Annotated in this window: 31 protein-coding genes; 7 read left to right on the top strand and 24 right to left on the bottom strand. The window is 45.6% G+C overall.

The features are described from left to right. The first annotated feature begins 99 nt into the window (after window positions 1-99). Window positions 100-483 (top strand): TIGR04086 family membrane protein, encoded by a 384-nt coding sequence (locus M1E06_RS06965; protein ID WP_020452418.1) that lies wholly within the window; start codon window positions 100-102, stop codon window positions 481-483. A 175-nt stretch (window positions 484-658) separates the two neighbouring features. Here the strand turns inward: M1E06_RS06965 and yajC are convergent, their stop codons facing one another. From yajC to M1E06_RS06930, 7 genes are all read right to left on the bottom strand, one after another. After that, a complete protein-coding gene (gene yajC, locus M1E06_RS06960) occupies window positions 659-922 on the bottom strand; it encodes a preprotein translocase subunit YajC (RefSeq protein WP_085959518.1) in 264 nt (87 codons plus the stop codon). A 46-nt stretch (window positions 923-968) separates the two neighbouring features. Next, entirely contained in the window at window positions 969-2,114 is a 1,146-nt protein-coding gene (gene tgt / locus M1E06_RS06955; protein ID WP_020452419.1) for a tRNA guanosine(34) transglycosylase Tgt, read from the bottom strand. Window positions 2,115-2,142: 28 nt separating this feature from the next. Beyond that, window positions 2,143-3,171 (bottom strand): tRNA preQ1(34) S-adenosylmethionine ribosyltransferase-isomerase QueA, encoded by a 1,029-nt coding sequence (gene queA, locus M1E06_RS06950; protein WP_020452420.1) that lies wholly within the window; start codon window positions 3,169-3,171, stop codon window positions 2,143-2,145. A 40-nt stretch (window positions 3,172-3,211) separates the two neighbouring features. Further along, a complete protein-coding gene (locus M1E06_RS06945) occupies window positions 3,212-3,412 on the bottom strand; it encodes a DUF2905 domain-containing protein (RefSeq protein ID WP_003183984.1) in 201 nt (66 codons plus the stop codon). After that, a complete protein-coding gene (gene ruvB, locus M1E06_RS06940) occupies window positions 3,405-4,409 on the bottom strand; it encodes a Holliday junction branch migration DNA helicase RuvB (RefSeq protein WP_023855398.1) in 1,005 nt (334 codons plus the stop codon). Before ruvB ends, M1E06_RS06945 begins: the two co-directional genes overlap by 8 nt. A 9-nt stretch (window positions 4,410-4,418) precedes the next feature. After that, on the bottom strand, window positions 4,419-5,024 hold the full coding sequence (ruvA, locus tag M1E06_RS06935) for a Holliday junction branch migration protein RuvA (RefSeq protein ID WP_023855399.1): 606 nt from the start codon (window positions 5,022-5,024) through the stop codon (window positions 4,419-4,421). 123 nt (window positions 5,025-5,147) lie between these two features. Then, window positions 5,148-5,669, bottom strand: coding sequence for an intercompartmental signaling factor BofC (locus M1E06_RS06930; RefSeq protein ID WP_023855400.1), 522 nt, complete (start codon window positions 5,667-5,669; stop codon window positions 5,148-5,150). A 231-nt stretch (window positions 5,670-5,900) separates the two neighbouring features. Here M1E06_RS06930 and M1E06_RS06925 point away from each other — a divergent pair, with 231 nt between their 5' ends. Then, on the top strand, window positions 5,901-6,548 hold the full coding sequence (locus M1E06_RS06925; protein WP_035338454.1) for a protein kinase family protein: 648 nt from the start codon (window positions 5,901-5,903) through the stop codon (window positions 6,546-6,548). A 70-nt stretch (window positions 6,549-6,618) separates the two neighbouring features. Then, entirely contained in the window at window positions 6,619-6,741 is a 123-nt protein-coding gene (locus M1E06_RS06920; protein WP_023855401.1) for a hypothetical protein, read from the top strand. A gap of 286 nt (window positions 6,742-7,027) precedes the next feature. Here M1E06_RS06920 and M1E06_RS06915 read toward each other — a convergent pair whose 3' ends face one another. Next, window positions 7,028-7,219, bottom strand: a complete 192-nt coding sequence (locus M1E06_RS06915; RefSeq protein WP_035338455.1) for a hypothetical protein — start codon at window positions 7,217-7,219, stop codon at window positions 7,028-7,030. Between the two features lie 528 nt (window positions 7,220-7,747). Here M1E06_RS06915 and M1E06_RS06910 point away from each other — a divergent pair. Further along, window positions 7,748-9,178, top strand: a complete 1,431-nt coding sequence (locus tag M1E06_RS06910; RefSeq protein ID WP_035338155.1) for an IS1182 family transposase — start codon at window positions 7,748-7,750, stop codon at window positions 9,176-9,178. A 32-nt stretch (window positions 9,179-9,210) separates the two neighbouring features. On the opposite strand, the gene M1E06_RS06905 is transcribed toward M1E06_RS06910, so the two are convergent. From M1E06_RS06905 to M1E06_RS06885, 5 genes are all read right to left on the bottom strand, one after another. Next, window positions 9,211-10,548, bottom strand: a complete 1,338-nt coding sequence (locus M1E06_RS06905; protein WP_035338349.1) for a HAMP domain-containing sensor histidine kinase — start codon at window positions 10,546-10,548, stop codon at window positions 9,211-9,213. Continuing rightward, complete coding sequence (locus M1E06_RS06900; protein ID WP_035338348.1) at window positions 10,545-11,216, bottom strand: response regulator transcription factor; 672 nt, start codon at window positions 11,214-11,216, stop codon at window positions 10,545-10,547. The genes M1E06_RS06905 and M1E06_RS06900 overlap by 4 nt, the downstream gene beginning before the upstream one ends. A gap of 178 nt (window positions 11,217-11,394) precedes the next feature. Next, window positions 11,395-11,574 (bottom strand): small acid-soluble spore protein H, encoded by a 180-nt coding sequence (locus tag M1E06_RS06895; protein ID WP_023855402.1) that lies wholly within the window; start codon window positions 11,572-11,574, stop codon window positions 11,395-11,397. A 108-nt stretch (window positions 11,575-11,682) separates the two neighbouring features. Continuing rightward, window positions 11,683-12,147 carry a DinB family protein gene (locus M1E06_RS06890; protein WP_023855403.1) on the bottom strand — a complete coding sequence of 155 codons (465 nt, stop codon included), beginning with the start codon at window positions 12,145-12,147 and terminating at the stop codon, window positions 11,683-11,685. Between the two features lie 59 nt (window positions 12,148-12,206). After that, window positions 12,207-12,917, bottom strand: coding sequence for a poly-gamma-glutamate hydrolase family protein (locus M1E06_RS06885; protein WP_023855404.1), 711 nt, complete (start codon window positions 12,915-12,917; stop codon window positions 12,207-12,209). Window positions 12,918-13,311: 394 nt separating this feature from the next. Between M1E06_RS06885 and M1E06_RS06880 the strand changes: the two genes are divergently transcribed. Beyond that, the gene (locus M1E06_RS06880) at window positions 13,312-13,491 is read left to right on the top strand and encodes a hypothetical protein (RefSeq protein ID WP_003183993.1); all 180 of its coding nucleotides are present in this window, start codon (window positions 13,312-13,314) and stop codon (window positions 13,489-13,491) included. Between the two features lie 89 nt (window positions 13,492-13,580). Here M1E06_RS06880 and M1E06_RS06875 read toward each other — a convergent pair whose 3' ends face one another. The 7 genes from M1E06_RS06875 to nadB all read right to left on the bottom strand — a co-directional run bounded on the left by M1E06_RS06875 (window position 13,581) and on the right by nadB (window position 20,387). After that, window positions 13,581-13,901 carry a hypothetical protein gene (locus M1E06_RS06875; RefSeq protein ID WP_035338347.1) on the bottom strand — a complete coding sequence of 107 codons (321 nt, stop codon included), beginning with the start codon at window positions 13,899-13,901 and terminating at the stop codon, window positions 13,581-13,583. Window positions 13,902-14,038: 137 nt separating this feature from the next. Further along, complete coding sequence (locus M1E06_RS06870) at window positions 14,039-14,761, bottom strand: YebC/PmpR family DNA-binding transcriptional regulator (RefSeq protein WP_023855406.1); 723 nt, start codon at window positions 14,759-14,761, stop codon at window positions 14,039-14,041. A 124-nt stretch (window positions 14,762-14,885) separates the two neighbouring features. Next, window positions 14,886-15,521, bottom strand: a complete 636-nt coding sequence (locus M1E06_RS06865; RefSeq protein WP_023855407.1) for a YhcN/YlaJ family sporulation lipoprotein — start codon at window positions 15,519-15,521, stop codon at window positions 14,886-14,888. Between the two features lie 172 nt (window positions 15,522-15,693). After that, window positions 15,694-16,746 carry a SafA/ExsA family spore coat assembly protein gene (gene safA, locus M1E06_RS06860; protein ID WP_023855408.1) on the bottom strand — a complete coding sequence of 351 codons (1,053 nt, stop codon included), beginning with the start codon at window positions 16,744-16,746 and terminating at the stop codon, window positions 15,694-15,696. A gap of 115 nt (window positions 16,747-16,861) precedes the next feature. Next, a complete protein-coding gene (gene nadA / locus M1E06_RS06855) occupies window positions 16,862-17,971 on the bottom strand; it encodes a quinolinate synthase NadA (protein WP_035338345.1) in 1,110 nt (369 codons plus the stop codon). 21 nt (window positions 17,972-17,992) lie between these two features. After that, window positions 17,993-18,832, bottom strand: a complete 840-nt coding sequence (nadC, locus tag M1E06_RS06850; RefSeq protein WP_035338343.1) for a carboxylating nicotinate-nucleotide diphosphorylase — start codon at window positions 18,830-18,832, stop codon at window positions 17,993-17,995. Continuing rightward, a complete protein-coding gene (gene nadB, locus M1E06_RS06845) occupies window positions 18,813-20,387 on the bottom strand; it encodes an L-aspartate oxidase (RefSeq protein ID WP_035338341.1) in 1,575 nt (524 codons plus the stop codon). The genes nadC and nadB overlap by 20 nt, the downstream gene beginning before the upstream one ends. 100 nt (window positions 20,388-20,487) lie before the next feature. Between nadB and M1E06_RS06840 the strand changes: the two genes are divergently transcribed. Both M1E06_RS06840 and M1E06_RS06835 read left to right on the top strand, forming a co-directional pair. Then, the gene (locus tag M1E06_RS06840; protein WP_020452436.1) at window positions 20,488-21,666 is read left to right on the top strand and encodes an IscS subfamily cysteine desulfurase; all 1,179 of its coding nucleotides are present in this window, start codon (window positions 20,488-20,490) and stop codon (window positions 21,664-21,666) included. Then, window positions 21,635-22,177 (top strand): transcription repressor NadR, encoded by a 543-nt coding sequence (locus M1E06_RS06835; protein ID WP_035338338.1) that lies wholly within the window; start codon window positions 21,635-21,637, stop codon window positions 22,175-22,177. Before M1E06_RS06840 ends, M1E06_RS06835 begins: the two co-directional genes overlap by 32 nt. Window positions 22,178-22,219: 42 nt before the next feature. Here the strand turns inward: M1E06_RS06835 and pheA are convergent, their stop codons facing one another. The 4 genes from pheA to M1E06_RS06815 form a co-directional block, all read right to left on the bottom strand. Next, window positions 22,220-23,071 (bottom strand): prephenate dehydratase, encoded by an 852-nt coding sequence (pheA, locus tag M1E06_RS06830; RefSeq protein WP_035339345.1) that lies wholly within the window; start codon window positions 23,069-23,071, stop codon window positions 22,220-22,222. A 27-nt stretch (window positions 23,072-23,098) separates the two neighbouring features. Beyond that, window positions 23,099-23,542, bottom strand: coding sequence for an ACT domain-containing protein (locus M1E06_RS06825; RefSeq protein ID WP_023855415.1), 444 nt, complete (start codon window positions 23,540-23,542; stop codon window positions 23,099-23,101). 113 nt (window positions 23,543-23,655) lie between these two features. After that, window positions 23,656-24,942: a GTPase ObgE gene (gene obgE / locus M1E06_RS06820; protein WP_020452440.1), complete on the bottom strand. Its 1,287-nt coding sequence runs from the start codon at window positions 24,940-24,942 to the stop codon at window positions 23,656-23,658. Window positions 24,943-24,973: 31 nt separating this feature from the next. After that, window positions 24,974-25,552, bottom strand: coding sequence for a sporulation initiation phosphotransferase B (locus tag M1E06_RS06815; RefSeq protein WP_035338336.1), 579 nt, complete (start codon window positions 25,550-25,552; stop codon window positions 24,974-24,976). Window positions 25,553-25,689 lie beyond the last annotated feature (137 nt).

Here is a 25,689-nt window from a genome sequence, read left to right as displayed (position 1 = left end):
GGCTTTTATGTATAAAAGGTCGGGGGAGCTAGTCTATTTGCCAAACGTGCAGAATACATTTAAAAAGACGAGCCCGTCTATATTGAAAGGAGGATCGTGATGAACGAACCAAAACAAGTCGGCAAAGGGATTTTATACAGCTTGGCGGTTATTTTCGCTTTGATGTTTGCGGGAAGCCTGGTCATTTCGCTGCTCCTCACCTTCACATCATTAACCGAAAGTTCATTCAGCTGGTTTATTACCGCCATTTCTTTTATTACCTTGTTCATCGGCGGTTTTATTGCGGGAGGCAAATCGAAGGAAAAAGGGTGGCTGAGCGGAGGGTTGACAGCGCTTTGCTTCTCTCTTACGGTGCTTTTGTTTCAATATCTCGGCTTTGGCGAAGCCTTCAATTTGAAGCAGCTGCTCTATCATTCCGGTTTTTTGGGAGTCAGCATGCTGGGCGGGATTTTCGGGGTCAATCTGCAGGGGAGCCGTGCATAAAGACAGCAAAAAGGGAGCGGATGACCGCTCCCTTTTCTCATGCCCATCAGGCTTCTTTTATGCCATGTCACATCAGGAACAACTGCGGCTTCATCAAGACATAAGGAACGGCGCTAGCGCCGTTTTCACGTCCTACGACAGTCTGATTTCCGATGCTTATGTATCAGCCTTTCGGCTATTCTGCTGACGCCTCTCTGATCGCGCGGCGGTCGAATGTCAGACGGGTATTGTCGCCTGTTTTGATGACAACCTTGCTTTCGTCAATTGAATCAACGATGCCGTGCAGGCCGCCGATCGTTACGACCTTATCTCCTTTTTTCAGCTCCTCCTGCATCTGGCGGACAGCCTTCTGCTGCTTTTGCTGCGGACGGATCAAAAGGAAATAAAGAACCGCAAACATTAAAATAATCGGAAGTAATGTTCCAAGCATCTCCATTATTTTTTCACCCCTTTCAAATGGCTTTATCGCTTTCTTCGTTTATGTGTCAGAAACTTTTAGCATTTGGTTTATTAAAACCGTAGCGCTCAAAAAACTCTTCCCGGAAATCACCTAAACGATCTTCACGAATGGCATCTCTGACTTGCCCCATTAATTTTAACAGAAAATAAAGATTATGATAAGAAGTTAAACGAATTCCAAACGTTTCGTTACAGCGGATTAAATGTCTGATATAAGCGCGCGAGTAATTGCGGCACGTATAGCAGTCGCACTGCTCGTCGATCGGTCTGAAATCTCTTTCATATTTGGCATTTTTCACGACGAGACGCCCTTCGCTCGTCATGAGCGTACCGTTTCTCGCTATCCTTGTCGGCAGCACGCAATCGAACATATCCACTCCGCGGATGGCTCCGTCAATCAGAGAGTCCGGTGAGCCGACCCCCATTAAATAGCGCGGTTTATCCGCAGGAAGCAGCGGAGTTGTAAACTCCAGCACACGGTTCATCACGTCTTTCGGCTCTCCGACGGATAGTCCACCTATAGCATATCCCGGAAAATCCAGTGAAATCAAGTCTTTCGCACTTTGTTTTCTCAAGTTTTCGTACTCTCCGCCTTGAACGATTCCGAAAAGCCCTTGCTCGTCAGGGCGTTTGTGAGCTTTCAGGCACCTTTCCGCCCAGCGGCTCGTCCGCTCAACAGACCTCTTCATATAATCGTACTCTGCCGGGTACGGCGGGCATTCGTCAAACGCCATCATAATATCTGATCCGAGGGCGTTTTGGATGTCCATCGCTTTTTCAGGAGATAAAAACAGCTTGTCTCCGTTTAAATGATTGCGGAAATGAACGCCTTCCTCTTCGATTTTGCGGAACTCGCTCAGGGAAAACACCTGAAAGCCGCCTGAATCCGTCAAAATGGCGCGGTCCCAATTCATAAACTGATGAAGGCCCCCCGCCTCTTTGACGATGTCATGGCCCGGTCTCAGCCAAAGGTGGTACGTATTGCTTAAAATAATGCCTGCACCCATTTCTTTCAGCTCTTCCGGCGCCATCGTTTTAACGGTGGCGAGCGTTCCTACGGGCATAAACACCGGCGTTTCAAATGAGCCGTGCGGGGTGTGCACTCTCCCAAGCCTTGCTCCTGTTTGTTTACATGCTTTTATGAACTCATAGCGTATCGGTTGCTGCGACAAATTATGAGCCCTCCAATCTTTTTGAATTTTATTTGATCAACATGGCATCTCCGAAGCTGAAGAAGCGGTATTCGTGTTCCACTGCGGTGCGGTAGGCAGAAAGCACATGCTCTCTGCCTGCGAGCGCGCTGACAAGCATAATGAGGGACGATTTCGGAAGATGAAAATTGGTAATCATCCCGTCAATCGCCCGGAATGTGTAGCCTGGATAAATAAAAATCGATGTCCAGCCTCTCGCTTCCCGGAAGCGGCCGTCATGTTCGGAAGCGATGGTCTCAAGCGTCCTCGTCGATGTCGTGCCGACGGAAATGATTTTTCCGCCTTCCTGTCTGACGCGGTTTAACAATGCTGCCGTTTCTTCCGACATTTCATAAAACTCGGCATGCATATCGTGTTCCTCTACATTTTCCGCACTGACAGGCCGGAATGTCCCGAGCCCGACGTGAAGGGTAATAAACGCAATATGCACGCCTTTTTTCCTGAGCGCATCCAGAATCTCTTCCGTAAAATGCAGCCCGGCCGTCGGCGCAGCCGCCGATCCTTGTTTCTTTGAGTAAACCGTCTGATAGCGCTCTCTGTCATCGAGCTGTTCTTTAATATAAGGAGGCAGAGGCATTTCGCCGAGCGATTCGAGCACCTCGTAAAAAATTCCTTCATAGCGGAATTCAATTTTTCTTCCGCCGTGCTCGAGCTCTTCTGTGCAGACCGCCGTTAGACGGCCGTCTCCAAACGAAAGAACGGTTCCGCGCTTGACCCGCTTTGCGGGCTTGACAAGCGTTTCCCATACGTCCCCTTCCTCCTGTTTTAACAGAAGAACTTCAACCTTTGCGCCCGTCTCTTCCTTGACTCCGTACAAGCGGGCCGGTAGCACCCTCGTATCATTCAACACGATGCAATCGCCCGCGTTCAGAAAATCAATCACGTGCTTAAACGTGCTGTGAGTGATTTCTCCTGTTTTTTTATCCAGCACCATCAGCCTGGACGCATCCCGCTCTTTTAAAGGAACCTGTGCGATAAGGCGTTCAGGCAAGTCAAAATCGAATAATTCTACTTTCATCTTTTTTCACCTTACTCTATCTATAGACTTGAATGTCGCGTCATTTCATTCGTCCGAAAAACGAAAACACCACGGACAGAATGATGCTGATGACAATGCATGTAACAACCGGAAAGAAAAATGTCACGTTTCCCTTTTTTACAAAAATATCGCCGGGGAGCCTGCCGATGACTTGCATGAATAAACCGATGCCAAAAATGACGGCGCCCAGCACCATTAAAATCTTTGGAAATTCAGTCACGGTTCGGAACCTCCATTTTAAAGTGGCTGTATACATCAGGGGTTACGATGCGCCCCCGCGGCGTTCTTTGAATAAAACCGATTTGAAGAAGATACGGCTCATACACATCCTCGATCGTGTGAGACTCCTCACCGATGGTAGCCGAAATCGTATCGATGCCGACTGGACCGCCGCCAAATTTTTCGATCATGCCCATTAAAAGCTTGCGGTCGATATGATCAAGCCCGAGTTTATCAACCTGGAGGCGTTCCAGCGCATCCACCGCCACTTCCTCCGTGATGGAGCTGTTTCCAAGCACCTGGGCAAAATCTCTGACCCTCCTCAAAAGCCTGTTGGCAATCCGCGGCGTCCCTCTTGACCGTCTCGCGATTTCGAGAGCCGAGAGCGAATCGATGTCAACCTCAAACAGCTCCGCCGTTCTGATCACGATGTCTGAAAGCTCGTCACGCGTGTAATACTCAAGCCTTGACAGAACGCCGAACCTGTCCCTGAGAGGCGCGGTTAAAAGCCCGACCCTTGTGGTCGCGCCGACAAGGGTAAAAGGAGGAAGATCGAGCCTCACAGAACGCGCCGACGGCCCTTTGCCGATCACGATATCAAGGCAGAAATCTTCCATCGCAGGATACAGCACCTCTTCGATCGAACGGTGCAGACGGTGGATCTCGTCAATAAATAAAACGTCACCTGGCTCCAGAGCCGTTAATATCGCCGCCAAATCGCCGGGGCGCTCGATCGCCGGACCTGACGTCGTTCTGAGATTGACTCCCATTTCGTTGGCGATGATCGCAGCGAGCGTCGTTTTTCCCAATCCCGGCGGCCCGTACAACAAGACATGGTCAAGCGTTTCTTCCCGCATTTTCGCAGCTTCAATGAATACCTTGAGGTTGTCTTTCACTTTTTCCTGGCCGATATACTGAGCCAGTCTTTGCGGACGCAGACTTTGCTCGATCGCTGATTCATGGTTGTCTAGTTCACTTGATACAAGCCGCTCATCCATGATATCACCTTACTTTAACAATTTTTGCAATGCTTTTTTAACGTATTGATCCGTCGAAAGCGCCTCTTCCTTTTTCAAATGAGGCTGGACTTTTTTAATTTCCCGGTCGGAATAGCCGAGCGCTCTTAATGCTTCAAGCGCCTCCTCAAGAGCCGTTTCCGCTTCATGAATTTGCTCCCGCTCTTCATGGTTAAACAGATCGGCCGCGATTTCAGGAACGGCGTCTGCGAGCTTCCCTTTCAGATCAAGAATGATCTGCCTTGCCGTTTTTTTGCCTACGCCGGGGAACTTGACGAGAAACGCTTCATCCTCATTCTCGATCGCTTCAATCACCGCTCCCGGATCGCCGGAAGCGAGGATCGCAAGCGCTCCTTTCGGGCCGATTCCCGTAACATTCAGCATTTTCGTAAACAGCATTTTTTCTTCCCTTGTCGAAAAGCCGTACAGCGCATTCGTATCTTCTCTTACATAATGGTATGTATAGATTGTTTCGTTGCTGTTTTTCTTATAAATAAACGGATTTGGCGTAAAGATCTGATAGCCGATCCCGCCGTTTTCAATGACAATATATTGGGGCGATACATAATCAATCGTCCCTTTTACGAATTCGATCAACGTTCATTCACCTCTTTGACTGCTCTTCATTGTAACACAAAACAGGCAAAGCTAGAATCAAAAAGTTAACATATGTTCGCTAAAAATGGCTTCTGTCTGCAGCTGAAAAAAGACATAACAGCGTCATGTCTTCATATCTTTTACATGATGTTGGCTTCCGGATGATTTTACGGCTTCAATGACATGTTCAAATTCCTTTTTCGTGCGGTATGGGATCCCTTTGCGCAAATCATCCGCCATCCGGCTTTCCAGGCGCTTTATATCAATCTGAAAAAACGATTGAATCGGCTCTGATAATATGCCCGGGCGGCCGTGAAAAGTCGAAATCACGCCGTCTTCCGTCACTCCGATATAACCGTTTGTTTTGCTGAGGGGAGAAATGTCGTCCACCTGTTTGCGAAACAAAATAAACCCCTTTTTCTGATCGATGAGCTGCCACCCTTTATAAGCAGCTTTAAAGTCTTCCAGTGTTCGAGCGGCCTCTACTTTATTTTCGATTCCAACGTCCCCGTCCAGATAAACCTTTTCAAGCTGGATTTGAACTTTAGCCGGCTTTTCGGCCAGGGCCTCCAGGTGAAAGCTGAGCGCGGCCAGCAGACTTCCAATAAGCAATAAACCGATTTTGAACTTGCTTTGGCTGTTCATCAATATCACCTTCTTTTTTGCCTTAACGATCATATCCATAGTTTGACCAACGCTTTTAAAAATTAATCTAAAAAAGCAATTAGATGACAACCGGTTTACGAATGTTACATTTTTAAACCAATATGAAGAACTCAAAAGCATTTAAGGTGCAAAACCCCTCGTTCTCATGTATAAACAACATTATAGAGAGTTTTTCGTTTGACCAGCCCTTAAAAAGAAGGTGAGTTCGGCGTGAAAAAGGCGCAAACCTATGCAGAGGCCGTAAAGTATAATACGAAAAAAAAGTTCAATAAACTTATCCAAAAACCCGATGACTTAGAGTTGATCGGGAAAGGCAGGAGCGCATACGTTTTTAAGCTGACTGAAGAGGGCAGGGAAATGGCTCTTAAAGTCTTTTTTCCCGAATTTAAGAACATTGCCGCAAGGGAAGCGGAGATTTACAAAAAGCTTTCTGATTCGAATTATTATCCTGATATATATGAAACAGGGCCATCATATATTTTAATGGAGTATATTAAAGGATACACTTTTTATGAGTGTTTAAACAAAGGCATTCTGATCGATGATGACATGATCTGCGAGGTCGACCGCGCATTGAACGATGCGAAGCGGAAAGGATTGAATCCATCCGATATCCACCTCAGAAACCTGATACTGACGCCGGCTGGGACAATCAAAGTCATCGATGTGGCCAGGTTTTTGCAGACGAAAGAATGCAGACAGTGGGATGACTTAAAAACAGCCTATCAAACCATTTATAAAAAAAGCCGTTTCCCGCAAAGGCTTCCTAAGCTGTGGATGGAATTGATCGCTTATCTTTATAAAAAAAACTGGCTTCAGAAACAATGGGCCGCCAGAAAAAACAAATTTCACCCCTAATTTGAAACTTAAAGAAGGCGCGTCCGTATATGAAATAACCCCATTAAAGTCAGGAAGGGAGAAACAGCTGTTGAAGAAAAAGAAGAAACGAAATGATGATAAATGGGATTATCTTTATCTCGTTGATTTGCTTGAGCCGTTGTTTTATGTGCTGAGGCTGGCAGTAAGAGGACTTGCAAAAATCATAAATTAACAAAAACACTCGGAGATTCGAGTGTTTTTTAGTCGTTATTTGTTGAATTTAAAATTGAAAGGAATTAATTCAATGCTAAAATCAGCGAATTGTTTTTATTCAGTAATATTAGCAATCCATATAGCTGGCCTGGTTGCACCATCATTCCTACGCTAGAAAAATCCTTTTTAAAACCATTTTCCCAACCATTTTTGGAAAGACTCGCTTCCGTTATCCGGTTCAGTCATCGATTTATTAAAAAGAGGTGTAGCCTTTTACAGATCCCTCCCCTTGATTAGTTTGCTGATTAATGGCTGTTGATCAAAATATAGATTGCAAAAGTGACAATGTAAAGCAAAAATGTCCCTGCCATAAATTTAACCGGTTTTCTTGACAGGTCGAACACCCCTTTTAATCCGTCGTTTAAAATCAAACCAAAAAAAGTAACTAAAGTGGCTCCCAAAGCCAACATTGAAACTATAAAAACAATTTGCTCCATGTTCTTCCTCTCCTTACTGCATATAAGTTTTTTGAGATTATATACAGGCGTGTTAAGCGATTACATCTTATACTCCCAAAATTGCCTAACCCACACTGATAACATGCCTTTTTCATATCCCGTGTCTGTCTTCATTCGGAATTTTACAGATTGCGACCACCGAAAAAATTCCCAACAACAATATAAGCAATATTGATTTGCTGCTCCGTCCTGAGCTTACAGACAGTAAATTTCACCTTTTCCAAGGAGATATAAGACGAGCTTTTTTCACTTTGACATGAATACCATCCCACCCTTCGACAAAGTATCTCACCCTTTCATAAGAATTGATTCTGTTTTCAACTATAGACCATCAAGGTTAAAAATAAGCTGCACCGGAGTTTAAATTCCGTTTAAATAAATCTAAAAAAGCGGCAAATCATAGCGATTTGCCGCTTTCAGCTTGTCGACAAAGCCACAAAAAGTGGCTTGATCGACAAGCTTTTTTTGTTAAAATGTGAGTGAAATCTAGTTTTTGGAGGTTTTGCCATGTTGTCTAAGCACTCTAAAGATCAGCGCGAACAGCTTGAAGTCTTTGCCTTAAGTGAACTTGTCCCGGAAGACCATCTGGTCAGGAAAATAGAAGAAGCCATGGACTTTTCTTTTATTTATGAAAAAGTTGCTCCCCTTTATTCTTCAAAAGGGCGCCCAAGCATTGATCCCGTTGTATTGATCAAAATGGTTCTGATTCAGTACGTGTTTGGCCACCGCTCGATGCGCGAAACCATTAAACGGATCGAAACCGATGTCGCTTATCGCTGGTTTATTGGATATGGATTTTCTGAAAAAATCCCTCATTTTTCAACCTTCAGTAAAAACTATGAGCGCCGTTTTCATGATACGGACCTATTTGAAACAATCTTCTATAAAATCTTGCGTCAGGCCATGGATCTCGGTCTTGTCGACCCGTCGGTCGCCTTTATCGATGGAACCCATGTCAAAGCCAATGCGAATAAGAAAAAGTTTGTGAAGAAGATTGTGAGAAAAGAAACAAGAGCTTATCAGGAACAATTAGATCGAGAAATTAATGCCGATCGCGAAGCCAACGGCAAAAAGCCCTTAAAGCCCAGGCAATGCTCAGAAGAACGGGAAATAAAAGAAAGTACGACAGATCCTGAGAGCGGTTATTTTGTAAAAGGTGAACGGGAACGTCTTTTTGCTTATGGTTTTCATACAGCTTGTGACCGGAATGGATTTGTGCTGGGGGCGGTTGTTGAGCCTGCCAATATTCATGACAGCCAAGTGTTCACGACCCTGTTTCAACAGGTGAAAGAGCACGTCGCTAAGCCTCATACAGTCGCAGTTGATGCCGGATATAAAACGCCGTTTATCGCAAAGTTTCTAAGTGATCAAAATGTCCGTCCCGTCATGCCTTACACTCGACCACAAACTAAAAAAGGGTTCATGAGAAAACATGAATATGTATACGATGAATATTACGATGCTTATATTTGCCCTGACGATCACGTTCTGACATATCGCACAACCAACCGTGAAGGCTATCGGATTTATGCATCAGATCCAAACCGATGTGAACACTGTTCTTTTCTGAAGCAATGTACGGAAAGTCGAAATCATCGAAAGATGATTCACAGGCATCTCTGGCAGGATCATTTGGATGAAGCCGACCATCTTCGCCACACGGATGAGAATAGGCGAATCTACGCCAAACGCAAAGAAACGATCGAACGAGTTTTTGCGGATTTAAAACACAAGCATGGCCTGCGCTGGACAACCCTGCGGGGAAAGAAAAAATTGTCCATGCAGGCGATGCTTGTTTTCGCTGCCATGAATCTCAAAAAGCTGGCGAATTGGACTTGGAAAAGTCCAATTCGCCAGCATTCTCATCGAAAAAACAGAATAAATTGGACAAAAATAGGTCGGATTATAAAAATCCGACCTATTTTGTCAACAGTCTGAAAGCGGCAAATCATAGCGATTTGCCGCTTTTTTCAGCCTTTGTAAATCATAAATAATGTACCGGCGGAACTGCTTTTTACTTCACTTTCCAAATCCATCTGCTTCAGCATCATACCAATGATCGACAGACCGATGCCCGCCCCCTTATTTTCAGACTCGGTGTCAATCCCAGGGCCCTTGTCTTTAATCAGCAAAACCTGCCGCCCGTTCATCCGCTTTGTTTGAACAGATACAAATTTACCCGAATCGGCATGGCGTATTATATTTTGGAAAATATTATCAAAGATTCTTTTTAGCCAAGTTTCGTCAACTTCCCAAACGATCGGTTCTTTCAAATCAATATCGATGACAAAGTGTTTTTTTTCAAAGATCGGATACCATGCGGACAGTGAGGATCGAAGAATTTTTAAAATATCGCTGCGCTCCTTAAATAGCGGAAATTTGCCGGCAGCCAAGAGCGTAAATGAAGACAAATTGTCTATTAAATCACCAATAAAAGAAATTTTGTCGTTGATCACATGTAATGAATGCTTTCCTTTTTCACTAATATTTTCATCCCGCAATGAAAATGTATGTCCTCTGATGATAGTAAGCGGCGTCCTTAAATCATGAGACAGACCGGCTATTAAATTTTTTCGAATCTCCGCTTCATCCTGTTCTTTTCTCCTGCTGACTCTCAATTTATCGACCATTTGGTTAAACGAATGTTCGACTTGTCCCAATTCATCAAACTGCTTGATTACAAGCGGTTTTGGCATGCCATTTTCATCCTGTTTTGTCATATGCTTTTGTAGTTCAATTAACCGCTTATGAAGTTTTTTGAAAAACATCCAGGAGTTAAAGACAAACAATGAACAAACAGCAAGCATCGCAATGAACCACAGATAAGAGTATTTGGTTCTCATAACCTCCCACTGAGTGCCGATCAGCGAATGGGGTGTTTCCAGTATCGCGTATCCGCTATCTTCTTTCCCATTCAAATACTGGTACAGAAGCAAATATTCCTCATCATCCTGATTTAGAGTTTGAATCGCATCACTGACTGTCAAATTGGTCTTGTCTTCGGCAAATCGAGGTGATGTAGAAAACAATACATTCCCGCTGTTGTTCATCCAAATGACATGCGAATCCTTGTATTGCTTCGTCTTCTTGAACGAAGAAATAATCTCATCATTTGACTTTCCCTTTAAATTCCCGATATCGTTTGTCCATTGCTTTTCCAATTGACCAGGTTCATAATGCGTCTCACTCTGATAGCCAATGATATATGTCAGCGTCATATAATAAACGAAATTGACTCCCAAAAATGCAATGGGGAAGAAAAAAACAGAGGCGATGATATTCAGCAGATATTTAGTCGATAATTTCATTGTTTAATCCTATACCCGATTCCCCTGATCGTCTCAAGTATTTTTGGATTATTTGGGTTGTTTTCGATTTTTTGACGCAAGTATCTGATATGGACCATCAATGTTTTATCCCCCTCAATAAACGGCTGCTTCCAAATGTTTTCATAGATTTGTTCCTTCGTCAAAATTTGATTGGGGTGACGAAGCAAAAACAGGAAGATTCTCAGCTGTTTATCCGTTAATAAGATTTCTTCTCCAGTATGAATGTTAATAATTCTTTTTTCTTCTAAGTAAACCGTTAGGTGCCTCAGCCTAATCTCGCTGATAGGCGATTTATCAAATCTTCTCAGCAGCACTTCAATTCGCGCCTGCAGTTCTTCCGGATGAAAAGGTTTTGTAACGTAATCATCTGCAAATCCAAGTCCTTTTAGCTTATCTTCTAGAGCTGTTCTCGCAGTCAGAAACAGGATCGGAATGTTCGGATGGGCTTCTTTTATTCTCTGCCCGATCGTAAATCCGTCCAGACCGGGCATCATAATATCAAGGACGATTAAATCGACTTGCTCAATGTACGCTTCATAACCATGTGAAGAATTCAGCCAAATCAGGGTGTAGCCTTTTTCTTCAAGTACGTCTTTCAGAAATTGGCCGATCTCATGATCGTCTTCAATATATAAAATTGTATTCATTTGGAAACACTCCTAAAACTTTTGCAGCTATTTGTAAGCAAACAAGCGAAGCAAAACTTCTTCTAATTTTTTCTAAGCTCCTAACCTCAATTTAACCGAACCAAAAACAGCGTGCAAGGCATACATTTCAAAAACACACAAAAAACCCCTTCAACAGAAGGGGTGATGACTGTTCGTTTTAATGTTCTTTCAAATTTGCGAGCGGTACTTCCTGCTCGTTCTCCGGCTGGCCGAGCGGAAAGATTCTTGCGGTTTCATTTTGTTCGTTGACATGCTGAATATAAATCGGCCTGCCGTTATAAGTAACATCAACCATGTCGGGTGATTCGACGATTTCCTGGGCACGATGCGTATTCATGCTGACACCCTCCTTTTGCTTTTACTCATAATGTGTACACCCGGCTGCTTTCGTATTCCTTTTGAGCCGGTTTTCTTTCAAGGAGGGGTGATCTTCAGGCTCCCGTAATCAATGAATTTTTACGTACAAAGGCAGATCCGTGTGTCCCATTTCACGCACATAAACAAACAGATTGCCTTTGTGATGAATTTCGTGTCCGATCGCTAGCTGCAGCAGCTGTTCGCCGGCTACTTTCCGTCCGAAGACGCCGGTCAAATCGACCTCACGATCCAATTCTTCATCCGTAAAAGATTCAAGCAGCTTTTTTGTTTTTTCTGTATACGTTTTGGCGAGCTCGCTCAGGCTTGACCCTGTTTCTTCCGGCTTCTTTTTAAAAGACTCTCCGTTTCCTTCTTTTGCCGCCGAAGCAAAGGCATAGAAAGATTGTAGCATATGCGTGACAAGTTCCTTCGCTGACATCGACGTTTCAGTCGGTTTGTAATCGAGATGTTTTTCATCAATCTTTTGAATCAGTTCTTCTGTCACCAGGCGGTGGGACATAAATTCCTGAACGATGCGGTCTTTTCGTTCCATTTTTTATTCCTCCTTCGTGTTTTAGCAGTTCATACACAGAATAACACGAGTTTCCATTTTCAGCATCTGTCCTGCAGCACCCTTCGAACCGCCTTGACATATTTGCGGAATGTTCTCGTTTTTGTTTCCTCCCTCTCTTTATAGGAAAAGTCTTCGAAAAACTCTTTCCTTTGAGCCGTGCTGATTTCAAGCTGCACGCTCATTCCTGACTGGCTTTCATTATTGATGTTTTCCTCGGCAGTTCCGGCAAATTTCCCGTCCACTTTGACCAATTCTGCGGAAAAGTCAGACTTTTTCAGAGATTTGACGATGGCTTTTGCCAGCTTTCTGTCCGTTCCTCCCACAAGCGTGTGCGGGCGGTCGCCGGAATAGCCGTGGAATGCGATGGTATAGCGGTGTTCTTTTATTTTCTGCAATGCCAGAGGCTCGTCAAAGTTTGTGCTTGTAATATGAAGATCCGAGTTGTTCTCATCCTTTTTTCCTTCGAATAAATAAGTTGAATAATCATCTTTGAAAGCTCTGACAAGCTCGCTTACTCCGCCTTCTATTCTTCCTCCATGAGGCGAAAAAATTAAACAGTCGCTTCCCGCTTTTTCGTGGTACTCAATGTCATAACCGCTTTTTTCGTGTTCCTGCAATTCCTTGAAATTCATGTATCTGTCCCCAGCCTGGATCTGAAAGTTCTCCCGGGTTGTTTTTTCGAACCACCTGTATGCGCCATTTATCATCACTGCTGCGATCACCAAGTAGATGAGTACTTTTTTCTTCATTGATTATTCCCCTTTTACACTACCTTTCGATTTCTAAGCATGTCCTCCAAGCCTCATTGTATTTTTGGCTTTTTTGTGACACAGTTATTTTACGCTTTAGACATGACGCGTTCAATTATGAATAAGTTTGATAAAAAATAAAAATTTAAATAAAATGATGCTTTTTCATTAGTTTAAAAGATCGATAAATTTTAAGAAAAAAATCTCATAAGAATAGGCGTCTCTTGTTGCACGACTTTCCCTACAGCCTATCCCGCTTGAGAATAAGGCATTCTATCAGAAACGGGGTATACGGTTTGATAAAAGTAACATCTGCCGGCTGCTGATGGTATATTTTCTTTTCATCCCCGTTCTGTTATCCTATTACCGACAATAAAAATGCAGGTGATAAAACATGGAAACTGAATATGAAACAAAAGGCTACGACCTGACAAAAGTTTATGATTACAATCAATATCCGGATGTCCGCCACGGACGGTGCGACAATTGCGATTACACCCTTTTTAAAAGCTCTGTAAAAAACGGGCAGTTTTTGCGTGAATGCCGGCGCTGCGGCATGAAAAAAAGCATTTAGCGTTACAGTACATTCTCATATGTATAAAAAAACTTGCCGACAAGGCTGAATGGAGCTTTGCCGGCAATACACGTCATGCTGTCAAATGCTTAAACATCTTTTTTGTTTGTGACGATGCCGTTGATCGATTCACCGATCTTTCCGCTAAGATCAGCATTCAGGCTGTTGATATTTTGAATGTATTCGCTGATGATATTTTGGACCGCTTGATTAATCTCTGCATTTTCACTTTTTGTGAGGTCGGCCTCTCTCAGATCGATGCCGCTGTTTTTCTGAACCAGCTCATTGATGGATTGACCAAATCCCGTGATAAAGCTGTTGATTTTTTCGATGACTTGAGCGGTTTCCTGATCTTGCGCACCCGCGTCTATAGCCGTGAAAGGCTTCTCATTTTCGCGCTGTTCAGCCATTTATAGAACCTCCTCTCATGATGACAGATTCCTTCACAATATATGATGAAAAATCAAATCTTGATTCCGCAGCAGCTTGATACGACTGCTAAATGGTTGAATGCATAAAAAACGCCGCGAACCTGGTGCGGCGTCCTTTAATGAACGTTCGTATACACTTCCTGCACATCGTCATCATCTTCAAGTGCGTCAATGAGTTTTTCGACTTTTTCCTGAAGTGTTTCATCGACCTCTGCATAGGTTTGCGGAACCATTGTCATTTCGGCTGTCGCCGTTTCGTAGCCGCGCTCCTCCAAGTTTTTCTTTACTTCTTCAAACTGTTCGGGCTCTGTATAAATCTCGAACAGCTCTTCGCTCGTTTCGAGCTCCTCGGCACCGGCATCAATGACCTCAAGCATAAACTCCTCTTCATCTATCTCAAGATCTTCACGCTCGATTGCAATATATCCTTTCCGGTCGAACATATAAGAAACACATCCTGTTTCCCCCAAGCTGCCGCCGTTTTTGCTGAAAGCGGTTCTGACGTTTGTCGCCGTCCGGTTTTTATTATCTGTCAAACATTTGACCATGACAGCCACACCGCTTGGGCCGTAGCCCTCATACGTAATTTCCTCGTAGCTTTTTCCATCCTGGCTGCCGGAAGCTTTTTTGATGGCGCGGTCGATGTTGTCGTTTGGCATGTTTGCATTTTTGGCTTTATCGATGACGAGACGCAGACTTGCGTTAGATTCGGGATCGGGTCCCCCTTCTTTTGCGGCTACATATATTTCTTTGGCAAGCTTCATGAAAATTTTGCCGCGTTTAGCATCTTGGGCATTTTTTCTTCTCTGAATATTTTTCCATTTAGAATGGCCAGCCATATCTTTCTACCTCCAAAAAAATTCTCGTCTCTATGTACACTTTATACGGTTTTCCCCGTTTTTGTAAAGAAATCGGCCGAACGCTTACAAAAAAATTGCCGGGGAATCCCCGGCAATTCCCTGCTTATTGGTTGCGCAAGCGGTTCAAATTGTTATTCGTCGTGTCTCCGCGATCCCTAATGTTCTGAGGGTCGTCGTTCATTTCGCGCAGCCTTGTAAATGCGCCGTCGTCCTCGACAACTTGAACGGTCCGGTCTCCAGCAAACGTTTTGGCTGCTTTTCTAATTTGAGTTCTCTCATTATTTGTCAGCTGTTTATCTGACCGTACCGCGATGATGACCGTTTCATTCGTTACGACGGCCTGACTCTCGTCAACATAATTCAACTTGTTGACGCGTCCAGTGATATTCCTGGAGATTTTACGGTTTTCCGGTCTGTTATAGCCTGTGTCCGCCGTGTTCACCAAATGATTGTGATAATTCATGTCTCCCCGGCTGAAAGTTCCATCGCCTGTTGGAACGGGATTGCCGTTGCCCGCTCGATTGTTCACGTTCGTTGCACCGTTTCTCCCGTTCATGTTTTCAAGCATTTCTGTAACAGGACCGTCATTATCAAGACCGTTATTACGATCTGCATCATTTGAATAATATCCGATCGGACGCGTATTGTTTCCATTATCTATAGCGTCGTTCGTTCCGCAGGCAGATAAACCAGCTGTCAAAAGCAAAATACCCGAAAACACTTTCAGCTTGCTGTCCAATGGTAATCCCCCCCGTGAAAACCGCTGAATTTGAGCATTGCGCTCTTTTTTAGGATGTGCGAGATGTGAAGAGTTACCCTTGACAGTTATAGACAGTCCCGTGAAAAAGCATGAAAGTGTTTATAGCGGCCCACAATAAAAAAGGAACGATAGATCATCGTCCCATTCCGAATCAGTCTTCTTCATCTTCCGGTCTGTTAAACATCTGTCCGCCTGCGGGCTGCTGTCCGTATCCGCCCATACCGTACGGAGCTCCCATTTGCGGCATCTGTCCATATGGCGCTGCACCCGGAAAACCTCCCGGGAATTGGCCTGGCCCGCACCCGCAGTCATCTTCTTTGCCGTGTGCCATATTGGGATCGTGTCCGACGTTTGGTGATGCATATCCCGGAAACGGCTGATAAGGCGCATATGCCGGAGCAGTCATCGGCTGATGATGATATCCGTGATGACCGGCATTGTCATGCCCCATGTTGTCATCACCGTCATATTCAGCAGGAGATACATAGCTAGGCTGAGGCATGTAAGGCATTTGAGCAGGATATGGATACCAAGGGTGGCATAAGCCCGATCCAGGCAGCACCGGTGAAACAGGAATCCAGCAGCCTCCAGGATAGAACGGATAAGGATGCGGATGGTGATGGTGATGATATCCGGCAGCAGCTACATTTGGCATGCCGTGAAACTGCTTATTTTCATCACCTGCTGCACCGACATTCGGCGGCTGCGGAACATTCGGATAATTGACATTTTCCATATGATTCTCCTCCTCATTTGTCCATGGATTATACATGTTAGGGCCTTTCTCTTGATGTTCATAAGGTTTTGGAGGTGCGTACGGCTGATGAAGCTGATTGACGCTTTGATACAAATTTGAAATGTCGCCTTCAGGCAAACTTGACTGCCCGATGTTCGGGACAGGCGGAACATAAGGAACCGAAGGCTTTTCTTTCGGTTTTATATCTTCAACATCAAGCTTACCTTTCGGTTTTTCTTTTGCAAATGGATGTTCCTGCTGTTTTTTCGGTAATTCTTTTCTCATATTGAGCTGTTCTTCTTTTTTGACCGGCACTCCCCCTGATGGTACTTTGATTTTCATGCCCGGCATGATCAAATCTGGATTGCTCAGCTGCGAATTCAGCTTTTTCAGTTCTTCAAAGTCCACTTCATATCTTTCCGCGATTTTTTCCAGAGAATCGCCCTTTTGGACAATATGAATTTTCAACGTTTTCCCCTCCTATGCAAAAACGTGAACGAACAGATGAGAATAACAAATATGCTTCTCCACAAATTTATGCGCATAGCGGAGGGGTTATGATAAAAACTTGTTCTCCAAACATTTAACGGATCGTTAACATCCGATTCAGCGCAAGAATGGCATCTTTTGCGATATCTTGATCAACTTTGATCACGCCTGTCAGTTCACCTTTGTCAATCTGCTCCAGCGACCACAGCAAATGCGGCATGTCGATTCTGTTCATTGTCAAACAAGGGCACATATCTGGATTAAGGGATTCGATTTGTTTATCAGGATGTTCTTGAATGATGCGCGAAACAAGGTTCATCTCTGTTCCAATCGCCCATTTGCTCCCCGGTTTTGCTTCATTAATCGTATCGATGATTTTTTTTGTAGACCCGCTGAAATCGCTGAGCGCGACGACTTCATGGGTGCATTCCGGATGAACGATAACATTAATGTCCGAATCCCGTTCTTTAACACTTTTGATATTCGCCGCGGTAAATTTTTCGTGAACAGAGCAATGCCCCTTCCACAAAATGATTTTTATGTCTTCATAATCGCCGTTATACTCAAGTTTTTCTTCGATGGGATCCCACACCGCCATTCTGCTGAGGGGAATGCCGAGGTCAAATGCCGTGTTTCGTCCCAAGTGCTGATCCGGAAGAAATAAAATTCTCTCCTTTTGCGATAGCGCCCATGTCAACATGCGGGCCGCATTTGAGGATGTCACGGACGCTCCCCCATTTCTTCCTACAAAAGCTTTGATTTCCGCTGTCGAATTGACATATGTGAGGGGAATGATGGTATCGCCAAACAGCTCTGCAAGCTCTTCCCAGGCGCGATTCGTCTGCTGCATGTTGGCCATATCGGCCATCGAACAGCCTGCGCGCATGTCCGGCAAAACGACAATCTGTTCGTCGGAAGTAAGCATATCGGCTGTTTCTGCCATAAAATGCACGCCACAGAACACGATATATTCCGCTTTTTTATTTTTTTGGGCGACTTGCGCCAGCTGAAGCGAATCTCCCGTCGCGTCCGCAAATTGGATCACTTCGTCTTTTTGGTAGTGATGCCCCGGGATAAACAGCCTTTCTCCGAATTTCTTTTTGATATTCAAAATCCTTCCGGCCATTTCTTCTTCGGTCAATTCTTTATACAGCTCCGGCATCATGCCGGCGTTCCTGTCATGAATCAAGTTTAAAATAGACATCTGTCACCTCTCCAATCCCGCTTATTTTTTTAGATCGACATTCATGCTGATATCAAGGCTTTTCGCCGAATGGGTCAAGTAGCCCAATGAAATACAGTGCACCCCTGTTCCCCTGTATGCGGGGAGATTTTCAAATGAAATTCCGCCTGAAGCTTCCGTCATAATGCCTGCGGGTGTCATTTCCGCAAATGCTTTCACCTTGTCAGGAGGACAATTGTCAAACATAATGATATCGGCTTCAGCCTCAATCGCTTCTTGAAGCTCTTGTTCAGACTCGATCTCCACCTCGATTTTGACCATATGGCCGCACGCTGCCCGTGCTTTTTCAACCGCTTTTGAAATCGAGCCGCAGGCGGCAATGTGGTTGTCTTTAATCATGATGCCGCCGTCCAAACCATAACGGTGATTGCAGCCCCCGCCGGTTTTGACCGCGTATTTTTCAAGAATGCGCAGGCCCGGCGTCGTCTTTCTCGTATCGCAAATCGCGATATCCGGATCATTCAGCCTGATAACGGACTGCTTTGTTAAAGTGGCGATCCCCGACATTCTTTGAATGAGATTCAGCACGACCCGTTCGCCGGTCATGAGAGAAGCTGCACGGCCTTTGAGTCGCGCGATCGTTTCTCCTTTATGGACCGCTTCGCCATCTGTTTTCAGCATTTGCACGGCAATCGTTTCATCGAGCAGCCGAAAGCCTTCGAAAATTACTAATTCTCCTGCAAACCATCCGTCATCCTTCGCTGTGATGACAGCTTCGCATTGAAGATTGGCATCGAAAACGGCTTCAGAAGTGAAATCCCCCCAGCCGATATCTTCCTTGAAAAATTCTTTAAGCATGTTCCTAAGTATGAGCCGCTGCATATTTCACAATCCCTTCGTTTTGTCTTATCTTGATCCCGCCTTTTGTGTGAACGATTTGCTTGCCATGCCAGTTTTTATCATCAGGCACCGGGCGATCCGAACGGTAATGGCCGCCTCTGCTTTCTGTACGAAGCAATGCCGAGGCCGTCATCTGCTTGGCGGTCTGCCATAAATGAGCTAATTCAAGCTGTTCTTTTGTGATTTCTTTCACATTCACGATTTGAAAAGGCACTCGCTCAAGCCATTCTTTCGCCTTCGTCAATTCATCCTCCGTTCGCACGATCGCCACATGATCTGTCATGTGTTTTTGAATATCCTTCACATCTGTCAGGGGAACAGAATATGTCACATCCTCAGGCTGAGGAGATTGTCCTCTGACAGGCTCAAGTTTTTGATAAGCTTGTATCCGTTCCGCCGCTCTCCTTCCGAAGACGATGCATTCCAAGAGAGAATTGCTTGCCAGACGGTTGGCACCGTGAAAGCCGGTGCATGCAGCTTCCCCAATCACATAAAGGTGTGGAACCGCCGTTTCCCCCCATCTGTTCACAGAAACGCCCCCCATTAAAAAATGCATGCCCGGTGAAACCGGAAGCCGGCCTTCTTCAATGGAAATTCCGGCTTTTTCGCAAAGAGAGGAAATCGTAGGGAAGCGGCTTTTAAAGTCTGATATGCGGGTAATATCCAAAAATACGCTGCTTCCGCAGGCAAGCTTTTCGTGAATCGCACGAGATACGATGTCCCGCGGCGCTAAATCCTGCATGGGGTGAATCCCTTCCATCACCCGCTGGCCGTTTTCATCAACCAAGACAGCTCCTTCTCCGCGCACAGCTTCTGAAACAAGCCCGTGTGCGCGCCCGTCTTTGACGAGCAATGTAGGATGAAATTGAACGAATTCCAAATCTGCGAGCTCGGCTCCTGCCCGATATGCCAAAGAAATCGCATCGCTTGTCACAGAACGGTTATTCGTGTTGATTTGAAATAGATTTCCGCAGCCTCCTGCCGCCAGCACAACAAAATCGGCTTTCCTGAGAAAAGTCTTTCCCTGGCGGTCTTTCGTCCAGACGCCCGCACAGCGTCCGTCTTCCATCCATAAATCCGCCGCCGTTTCGTATTCTTTCAGTATGACGTGAGGACCGAGCCTTCCGATTAAGTGCCGGATCAGCGCCTGCCCCGTAGCGTCTCCCCCGGCATGCAAAATTCTGTTCATCGAATGTGCGCCTTCTTTGCCGAGGCAGAGCTTTCCGGATTCGTCAGTATCAAAAGGGAAATGCTGAAGAATCAGCTCATCAACAAGGCGCTGGCCGTCTTTAATGGCATCTTGAACCGCTTCGATTTGATTGTGGCCGCATCCGGCATATAATGTGTCGTCCGCATGAGCTGACCAGGAATCGCGAGGCAATACAGCCGAGGCAATTCCTCCCTGAGCGAGGGTTGAATTGCTGTCTTTTACAGATGCTTTTGTCATCACAATCACTTCATAAGACGGCGGAATGGATGCAGCAAAAGACAGCGCAGCGGCACCTGCTCCGACAACAATTATCGTCTGATGAGACATGTCGACTCCTCCTGTAAATTTACATATGTCTTGACACCTATATTTACATATCGATAAAATAAACTCAAGTATTTTTTATAAAGAATGGGAGACGAGAGCCGTGATTTATCTTGATTATGCAGCGACGACACCGGCGGCAAAAGAAGCCTTGGACGCGTTTCAAAAACTGAGCACAGACGTGTACGGAAATTCGAGTAGTCTGCATGATGCAGGAGGGAAAGCCGAAAGTATTCTGCGCTACTGCCGCCAAAAGATGGCGGAACTTTTATCCGGGGAAGAAGAAGGCGTTTATTTTACGAGCGGCGGCACCGAAGCCAATTTTTTGGCGATTCACTCCATCTTAAATGGACTCCCCGCCGGAAAGCAGCGCTTTTTAATGACAGAAATGGAACATCAGTCGATCCACATTTTGAAGCGGCATCTTGAGATACTGGGCTTTGAAGTCGACTTGATGAAACCAAATGCTTCAGGCATCATCACAACAGAGATACTGGAACGGCACCTCCGTCCTGATACAGGTCTTGTCTCAATTCAGCATGCCAACTCAGAAACAGGCGTCATCCAGCCCCTGGCAAAGCTTTCGGCTTACTTGCATAAGCGGGACGTGCTCCTGCACAGCGACTGCGTACAGACCTTTGCCAAGATTCCGGTCGGCATTGATGAGCTCGGCGCTGATGCCTTATCTTTTTCAAGCCATAAAGTATACGGACCAAAAGGAGTTGGAGCGGTCTATATTCGGCCTGGTGTGAACTGGAAACCCGTCTACCCGGGCACTTTACATGAAAACGGATTGAAGAGCGGCACCGTCAATGTCCCTGGAATCGGCGCTTTCATTACCGCTGCCGAGTTGACAATAAAGCGTATGGATGCCGCGTATCTTAAACATCAGGAGCTGCGCGCCCGTTTTCTGGAAAAGGCAAAAGCCCGGAAGCTTCCCGTCTCCCTCGCTGTGCCCGATTCGGCAAATTCGCATGTTCTGCCGCATATTATAGGTTGTTTTTTTCATTCCTTTGAAGGACAATATACTATGCTGGAATGTAATCGGAGAGGAATTTGCATTTCTACCGGAAGCGCGTGTTCAGCCGGCTATCATGAGCCGTCGAATACGATGAAAGCCCTTTTAGTCCCAAGGGAGCTCGCGCTTCAATTCGTCCGAATTTCGTTCGGATGCGATACGACAAGCGAACATGTTGATAAGCTGTTGGACGTTTTTGAAGATATGATGCATGAGAAAGGAGACCATCGGATTGACAGACGGATTAAAACTTACGGGCGCTGAGCGGCGCCAGCAGCTTCTGGCCTGGCTGAAGGAGTCTGAGGCTCCGCTGACAGGAAGCGAACTGGCGAAAAGAGCATCTGTTTCACGGCAGGTCATCGTACAGGACATTTCTTTATTAAAAGCAAAAAACGAACCGATCATCGCAACAAGCCAAGGATACGTGTATTTGCGGTCGGCCCTCGGCAAAAAACAGCCGGTTCAGCGGATCATCGCCTGTGACCACGAGCCGGAAAAAACGGAAGAAGAACTGAATCTGATCGTCGACTTTGGCGTAACGGTGAAAGATGTAACGATTGAACATCCGGTCTACGGTGACTTAACAGCTTCGATCAGGGTCAGCACAAGAAAAGAAGTCTCGGACTTCGTCAAAAAAATCTCGTCGACAAACGCCGCTTATCTGTCTCAACTGACAAACGGCACCCATCTGCACACATTGGAGGCAGATGACGAAGAGAAGATCGAACAAGCTTGCGACGCCCTGCAAAAAGCGGGCATCCTCATTCCCGAATAAAGAAAAGGTCCTTTGCCGTCATCAACGCAAAGGACCTTTTCTTTATAATGTATACGCATTGTAGGCTCCGAGCATTTTCACCTTGCAGCCCAAAGCTTCAAGCTCAGCTATCGCACCCGGAATCAGCACGTCGTCCAGTGCCATTTCAATATCAATAATGAAAAAATAATTGCCGAGACCGGTTTTTGTCGGCCGCGATTCAATTTTAGAAAGATTCAAATTTCTCCAGGCGAAAGCCGACAGCACTTGATGGAGAGCCCCTGATTTGTCCGAAGGAAGGGTTACCAGCAAAGTCGTTTTCGGCCTTCCCGTCAAGTGCGGATTGACCGGTGGAGATGCCTCGTGATCCGGATGGAGCATCACAAATCTCGTGTGATTGTATTCATAGTCATGCACATCTCTTTTGACGATGTCTAATCCATACGTAGCGGCTGCCATTTCATTGGCGATTACGCCAATGTTCTCGTCCGGATGTTCACTCACGTATTTTGCAGCTGCTCCGGTGGATGTCGCATATTCAAACGGAATGGAGCGGAACCGGCTGTGCAAAAATTTATGGCATTGCGCGATGGCATGGGAATGGGAATAAACCTTCTGAATGTCTTCCCAAGCCTCTTTTCTTGCAGGATGCACAAGTAAATGCTGACGGATGGGAGCGGTGATTTCTCCGACAATATAAAGAGGCTGTTCGTGGATTAAGTAGTCTATTGTCAGATTCACCGATCCTTCAATCGCATTTTCAAGCGGGACGACAGCCAGATCAATCTCGCCGTTCATCGCCGCATCCATACATGCGGGTATCGTGTTAAATGCTTGCTGGTCTGCATCTGAAAAGCAGGAGCAGACGGCAAGGTGCGTAAATGTTGCTTCTGGACCTAAATAACCTACTCTCATACTCATGATATATGACATTCTCTCCCTTTAAGCGCCCGAACCTAGTATTTCGACCTTTTCTACGAATTCCAGCTTTCTTAATTTGTTCATCAGCAAATCGATATTTCCATCCATGCCTCTCGTACTGACGGACAGCGTGACATTCGCTCTTCCTTGAAGAGGGATGGTCTGGTGGATCGACAGCACGTTGCAGCCCGATTCAGCCACCACTTGGAGCAGATGGGACAGCGTTCCCGAGCGATCCTCCAAATGAAAAAAAAGCGTGATAATCTGCTCCTTGACCATCGTATAAAAAGGAAAAACCGCATCTCTGTACTTGTAAAAAGCGCTTCGGCTCAAATCTACCTTTTGGACGGCTTCAGCTACAGATTCCGCTTTTTTCCGCTCAATCAGCTTTTTGACCTCAAGTGTTTTCCGCATTGCCTCCGGCAGCACGTCTTCCCTGACAAGATAAAAGGTCTCCTCTTTCACAGACTTTTCTCTCCTTTTAAAAACCCTGATTCCTTTACATTGATCCGGCGAAAGGAAAAGCATTCCTTTCAGCTAAAAGTCGGAGAGCTTGCCTGGCAAACTCTCCGGTATGATCAGTCGATAAATTCAAATTCAAATTCGAGAAGACGGATCGTATCTCCGTCTTTTGCACCGCGAGCACGAAGCGCGTCATCAACGCCCATTCCGCGAAGCTGTCTGGCAAAACGCTTAACAGACTCGTCTCTTGAAAAATCCGTCATTTTAAATAAGCGTTCAAGCTTGGCTCCGCTGAGCACAAAGGTGCCGTCAGGATCACGGCTGATCTCAAATGGCGCTTCCTCATCCTCAAGCTTATACATGACTCTGTTTTCAGTCATGTCTTCTTCGTCGTAGAGCGGGAATTCCGGTGTCGTTTCCAAACGGTCGGCAATCTCAAACAGCAGATCCCTCAACCCTTGTCTGGTCAACGCGCTGATTGGAAAAACAGGATAATCATCTGTAAGCTTTTCTTTGAATGCCTTCAGATTTTCTTCCGCATCCGGCATATCCATTTTATTGGCGACAATAATTTGAGGACGTTCTGTCAGCCTCAGATTGTACTGTTCAAGCTCTTTATTGATGGTCACATAATCTTCATACGGGTCGCGCCCTTCAAGACCCGACATGTCGATCACGTGCACGATGACGCGCGTTCTTTCGATATGTCTGAGGAATTGGTGTCCGAGGCCAACTCCTTCGTGCGCCCCCTCAATCAGTCCCGGAAGATCCGCCATGACAAAACTGCGGCCGTCTTCCGTTTCGACCATTCCGAGATTCGGGTTCAGTGTTGTAAAGTGGTAATCGGCAATTTTCGGCTTGGCCGAAGACACGACAGACAGAAGCGTTGACTTCCCAACGCTTGGGAAACCGACAAGGCCGACATCCGCCAAAACTTTCAGCTCGAGAACGATATAGCGCTCCTTGCCGGGCTCGCCGTTTTCAGAAAGCTGCGGCGCCGGGTTGGCAGGCGTAGCGAACCGGGTATTGCCCCGTCCGCCGCGTCCCCCTTTTGCGATGACGGCTTCCTGTCCGTGTTCGGTTAGATCAGCGATGACCTGCTTTGTATCATCGTCAATGACAACCGTGCCGGGCGGAACTTTCACAACCATGTCTTCTGCATTTCGGCCGTGCTGGTTTTTAGACATGCCGTGTTCTCCGCGCGTCGCCTTAAAATGTCTTTGATATCTAAAATCCATCAGCGTGCTGAGGCCTTCGTCAACTTTGAAAACGACGTCTCCGCCTTTTCCGCCGTCACCTCCGGCAGGGCCTCCTTTTGGCACATATTTTTCGCGGCGGAAAGCAACCATCCCGTTGCCTCCGTCTCCGCCTTTTACGTATATTTTTACCTGATCAACAAACATAATGTCCTCCGTTCTATTCCTAAAAACCGCTTTACTTGATATGAATTTCGGCGATGCACTCACAGTCTGTTACATCAAGCCGCTTGATTTCATAAAAATCAGCCAGTGAATGATGAAAGTCTTTGATACCGGTCAGTTTTGTGAATACGCCGTGGAAATCCAGAAAGATGACGAGCCGATCGTCCAGACCGTCCGTCTGCAGCGTGATCGTCAGATGATTGTCGCCGCCTTTCAAAACGGCATCCTCAAAAGTCCCAAACAGCTTTCTGACGAAAACGACGAGCTTCTCTTCATAAGCTGACAAATCTCTGACCTGACCGATCACCTCATATTCAAGCGTCAGCGAATGGGCCATCCAGTTAAATGTAAGCAGCTCATACGCCGCACGCGGGATTTTAAGGTTTGAAAGCTTTGATTCATGCTGAGCTTCGATGACCACTTCATCAATAATTTCAAATACGCGGTCATACTTTTTTAATGTTAAGTTTCCTTTAATCAATTGCAGTTTATTCATCCAGTCGTGCCTTGAATGGCTGAGCAGATGAATAAGCTCATGGGTCAAAGCCTTATCGTCCATCGTCTTTTCTTGTTTTTTCGAAGTTTCTTCCATTTTTGCACTCCCAATCGTTTGTTCTCTATTTTAGGAGTCTGATTCAGTTTGTACTTTGAATTATAACAGAGAAGGCAGTATAAATGAAACACGTTTATATACTTTAAAGAAGCAGAATCAGAGCGGAAACCCGGCCT

It is taken from the genome of Bacillus sp. AK124 (assembly GCF_053903085.1).
The sequence above is the reverse complement of the archived record's forward strand: the minus strand, read 5'-3'. Positions and strand labels throughout refer to the sequence as shown.

What these genes read in the sequence shown, in the direction of transcription:
- M1E06_RS06965 (WP_020452418.1), top strand. Translation starts at nt 100, where the DNA reads ATGAACGAACCAAAACAAGTCGGCAAAGGGATTTTATACAGCTTGGCG.
- queA (WP_020452420.1), bottom strand. Translation starts at nt 3,171, where the DNA reads ATGAAAGTAGAATTATTCGATTTTGACTTGCCTGAACGCCTTATCGCA.
- ruvB (WP_023855398.1), bottom strand. Translation starts at nt 4,409, where the DNA reads ATGGATGAGCGGCTTGTATCAAGTGAACTAGACAACCATGAATCAGCG.
- M1E06_RS06930 (WP_023855400.1), bottom strand. Translation starts at nt 5,669, where the DNA reads ATGAACAGCCAAAGCAAGTTCAAAATCGGTTTATTGCTTATTGGAAGT.
- M1E06_RS06915 (WP_035338455.1), bottom strand. Translation starts at nt 7,219, where the DNA reads ATGGAGCAAATTGTTTTTATAGTTTCAATGTTGGCTTTGGGAGCCACT.
- M1E06_RS06910 (WP_035338155.1), top strand. Translation starts at nt 7,748, where the DNA reads ATGTTGTCTAAGCACTCTAAAGATCAGCGCGAACAGCTTGAAGTCTTT.
- M1E06_RS06905 (WP_035338349.1), bottom strand. Translation starts at nt 10,548, where the DNA reads ATGAAATTATCGACTAAATATCTGCTGAATATCATCGCCTCTGTTTTT.
- M1E06_RS06900 (WP_035338348.1), bottom strand. Translation starts at nt 11,216, where the DNA reads ATGAATACAATTTTATATATTGAAGACGATCATGAGATCGGCCAATTT.
- M1E06_RS06895 (WP_023855402.1), bottom strand. Translation starts at nt 11,574, where the DNA reads ATGAATACGCATCGTGCCCAGGAAATCGTCGAATCACCCGACATGGTT.
- M1E06_RS06890 (WP_023855403.1), bottom strand. Translation starts at nt 12,147, where the DNA reads ATGGAACGAAAAGACCGCATCGTTCAGGAATTTATGTCCCACCGCCTG.
- M1E06_RS06885 (WP_023855404.1), bottom strand. Translation starts at nt 12,917, where the DNA reads ATGAAGAAAAAAGTACTCATCTACTTGGTGATCGCAGCAGTGATGATA.
- M1E06_RS06880 (WP_003183993.1), top strand. Translation starts at nt 13,312, where the DNA reads ATGGAAACTGAATATGAAACAAAAGGCTACGACCTGACAAAAGTTTAT.
- M1E06_RS06875 (WP_035338347.1), bottom strand. Translation starts at nt 13,901, where the DNA reads ATGGCTGAACAGCGCGAAAATGAGAAGCCTTTCACGGCTATAGACGCG.
- M1E06_RS06870 (WP_023855406.1), bottom strand. Translation starts at nt 14,761, where the DNA reads ATGGCTGGCCATTCTAAATGGAAAAATATTCAGAGAAGAAAAAATGCC.
- nadA (WP_035338345.1), bottom strand. Translation starts at nt 17,971, where the DNA reads ATGTCTATTTTAAACTTGATTCATGACAGGAACGCCGGCATGATGCCG.
- nadC (WP_035338343.1), bottom strand. Translation starts at nt 18,832, where the DNA reads ATGCAGCGGCTCATACTTAGGAACATGCTTAAAGAATTTTTCAAGGAA.
- nadB (WP_035338341.1), bottom strand. Translation starts at nt 20,387, where the DNA reads ATGTCTCATCAGACGATAATTGTTGTCGGAGCAGGTGCCGCTGCGCTG.
- pheA (WP_035339345.1), bottom strand. Translation starts at nt 23,071, where the DNA reads ATGAGAGTAGGTTATTTAGGTCCAGAAGCAACATTTACGCACCTTGCC.
- obgE (WP_020452440.1), bottom strand. Translation starts at nt 24,942, where the DNA reads ATGTTTGTTGATCAGGTAAAAATATACGTAAAAGGCGGAGACGGAGGC.
- M1E06_RS06815 (WP_035338336.1), bottom strand. Translation starts at nt 25,552, where the DNA reads ATGGAAGAAACTTCGAAAAAACAAGAAAAGACGATGGACGATAAGGCT.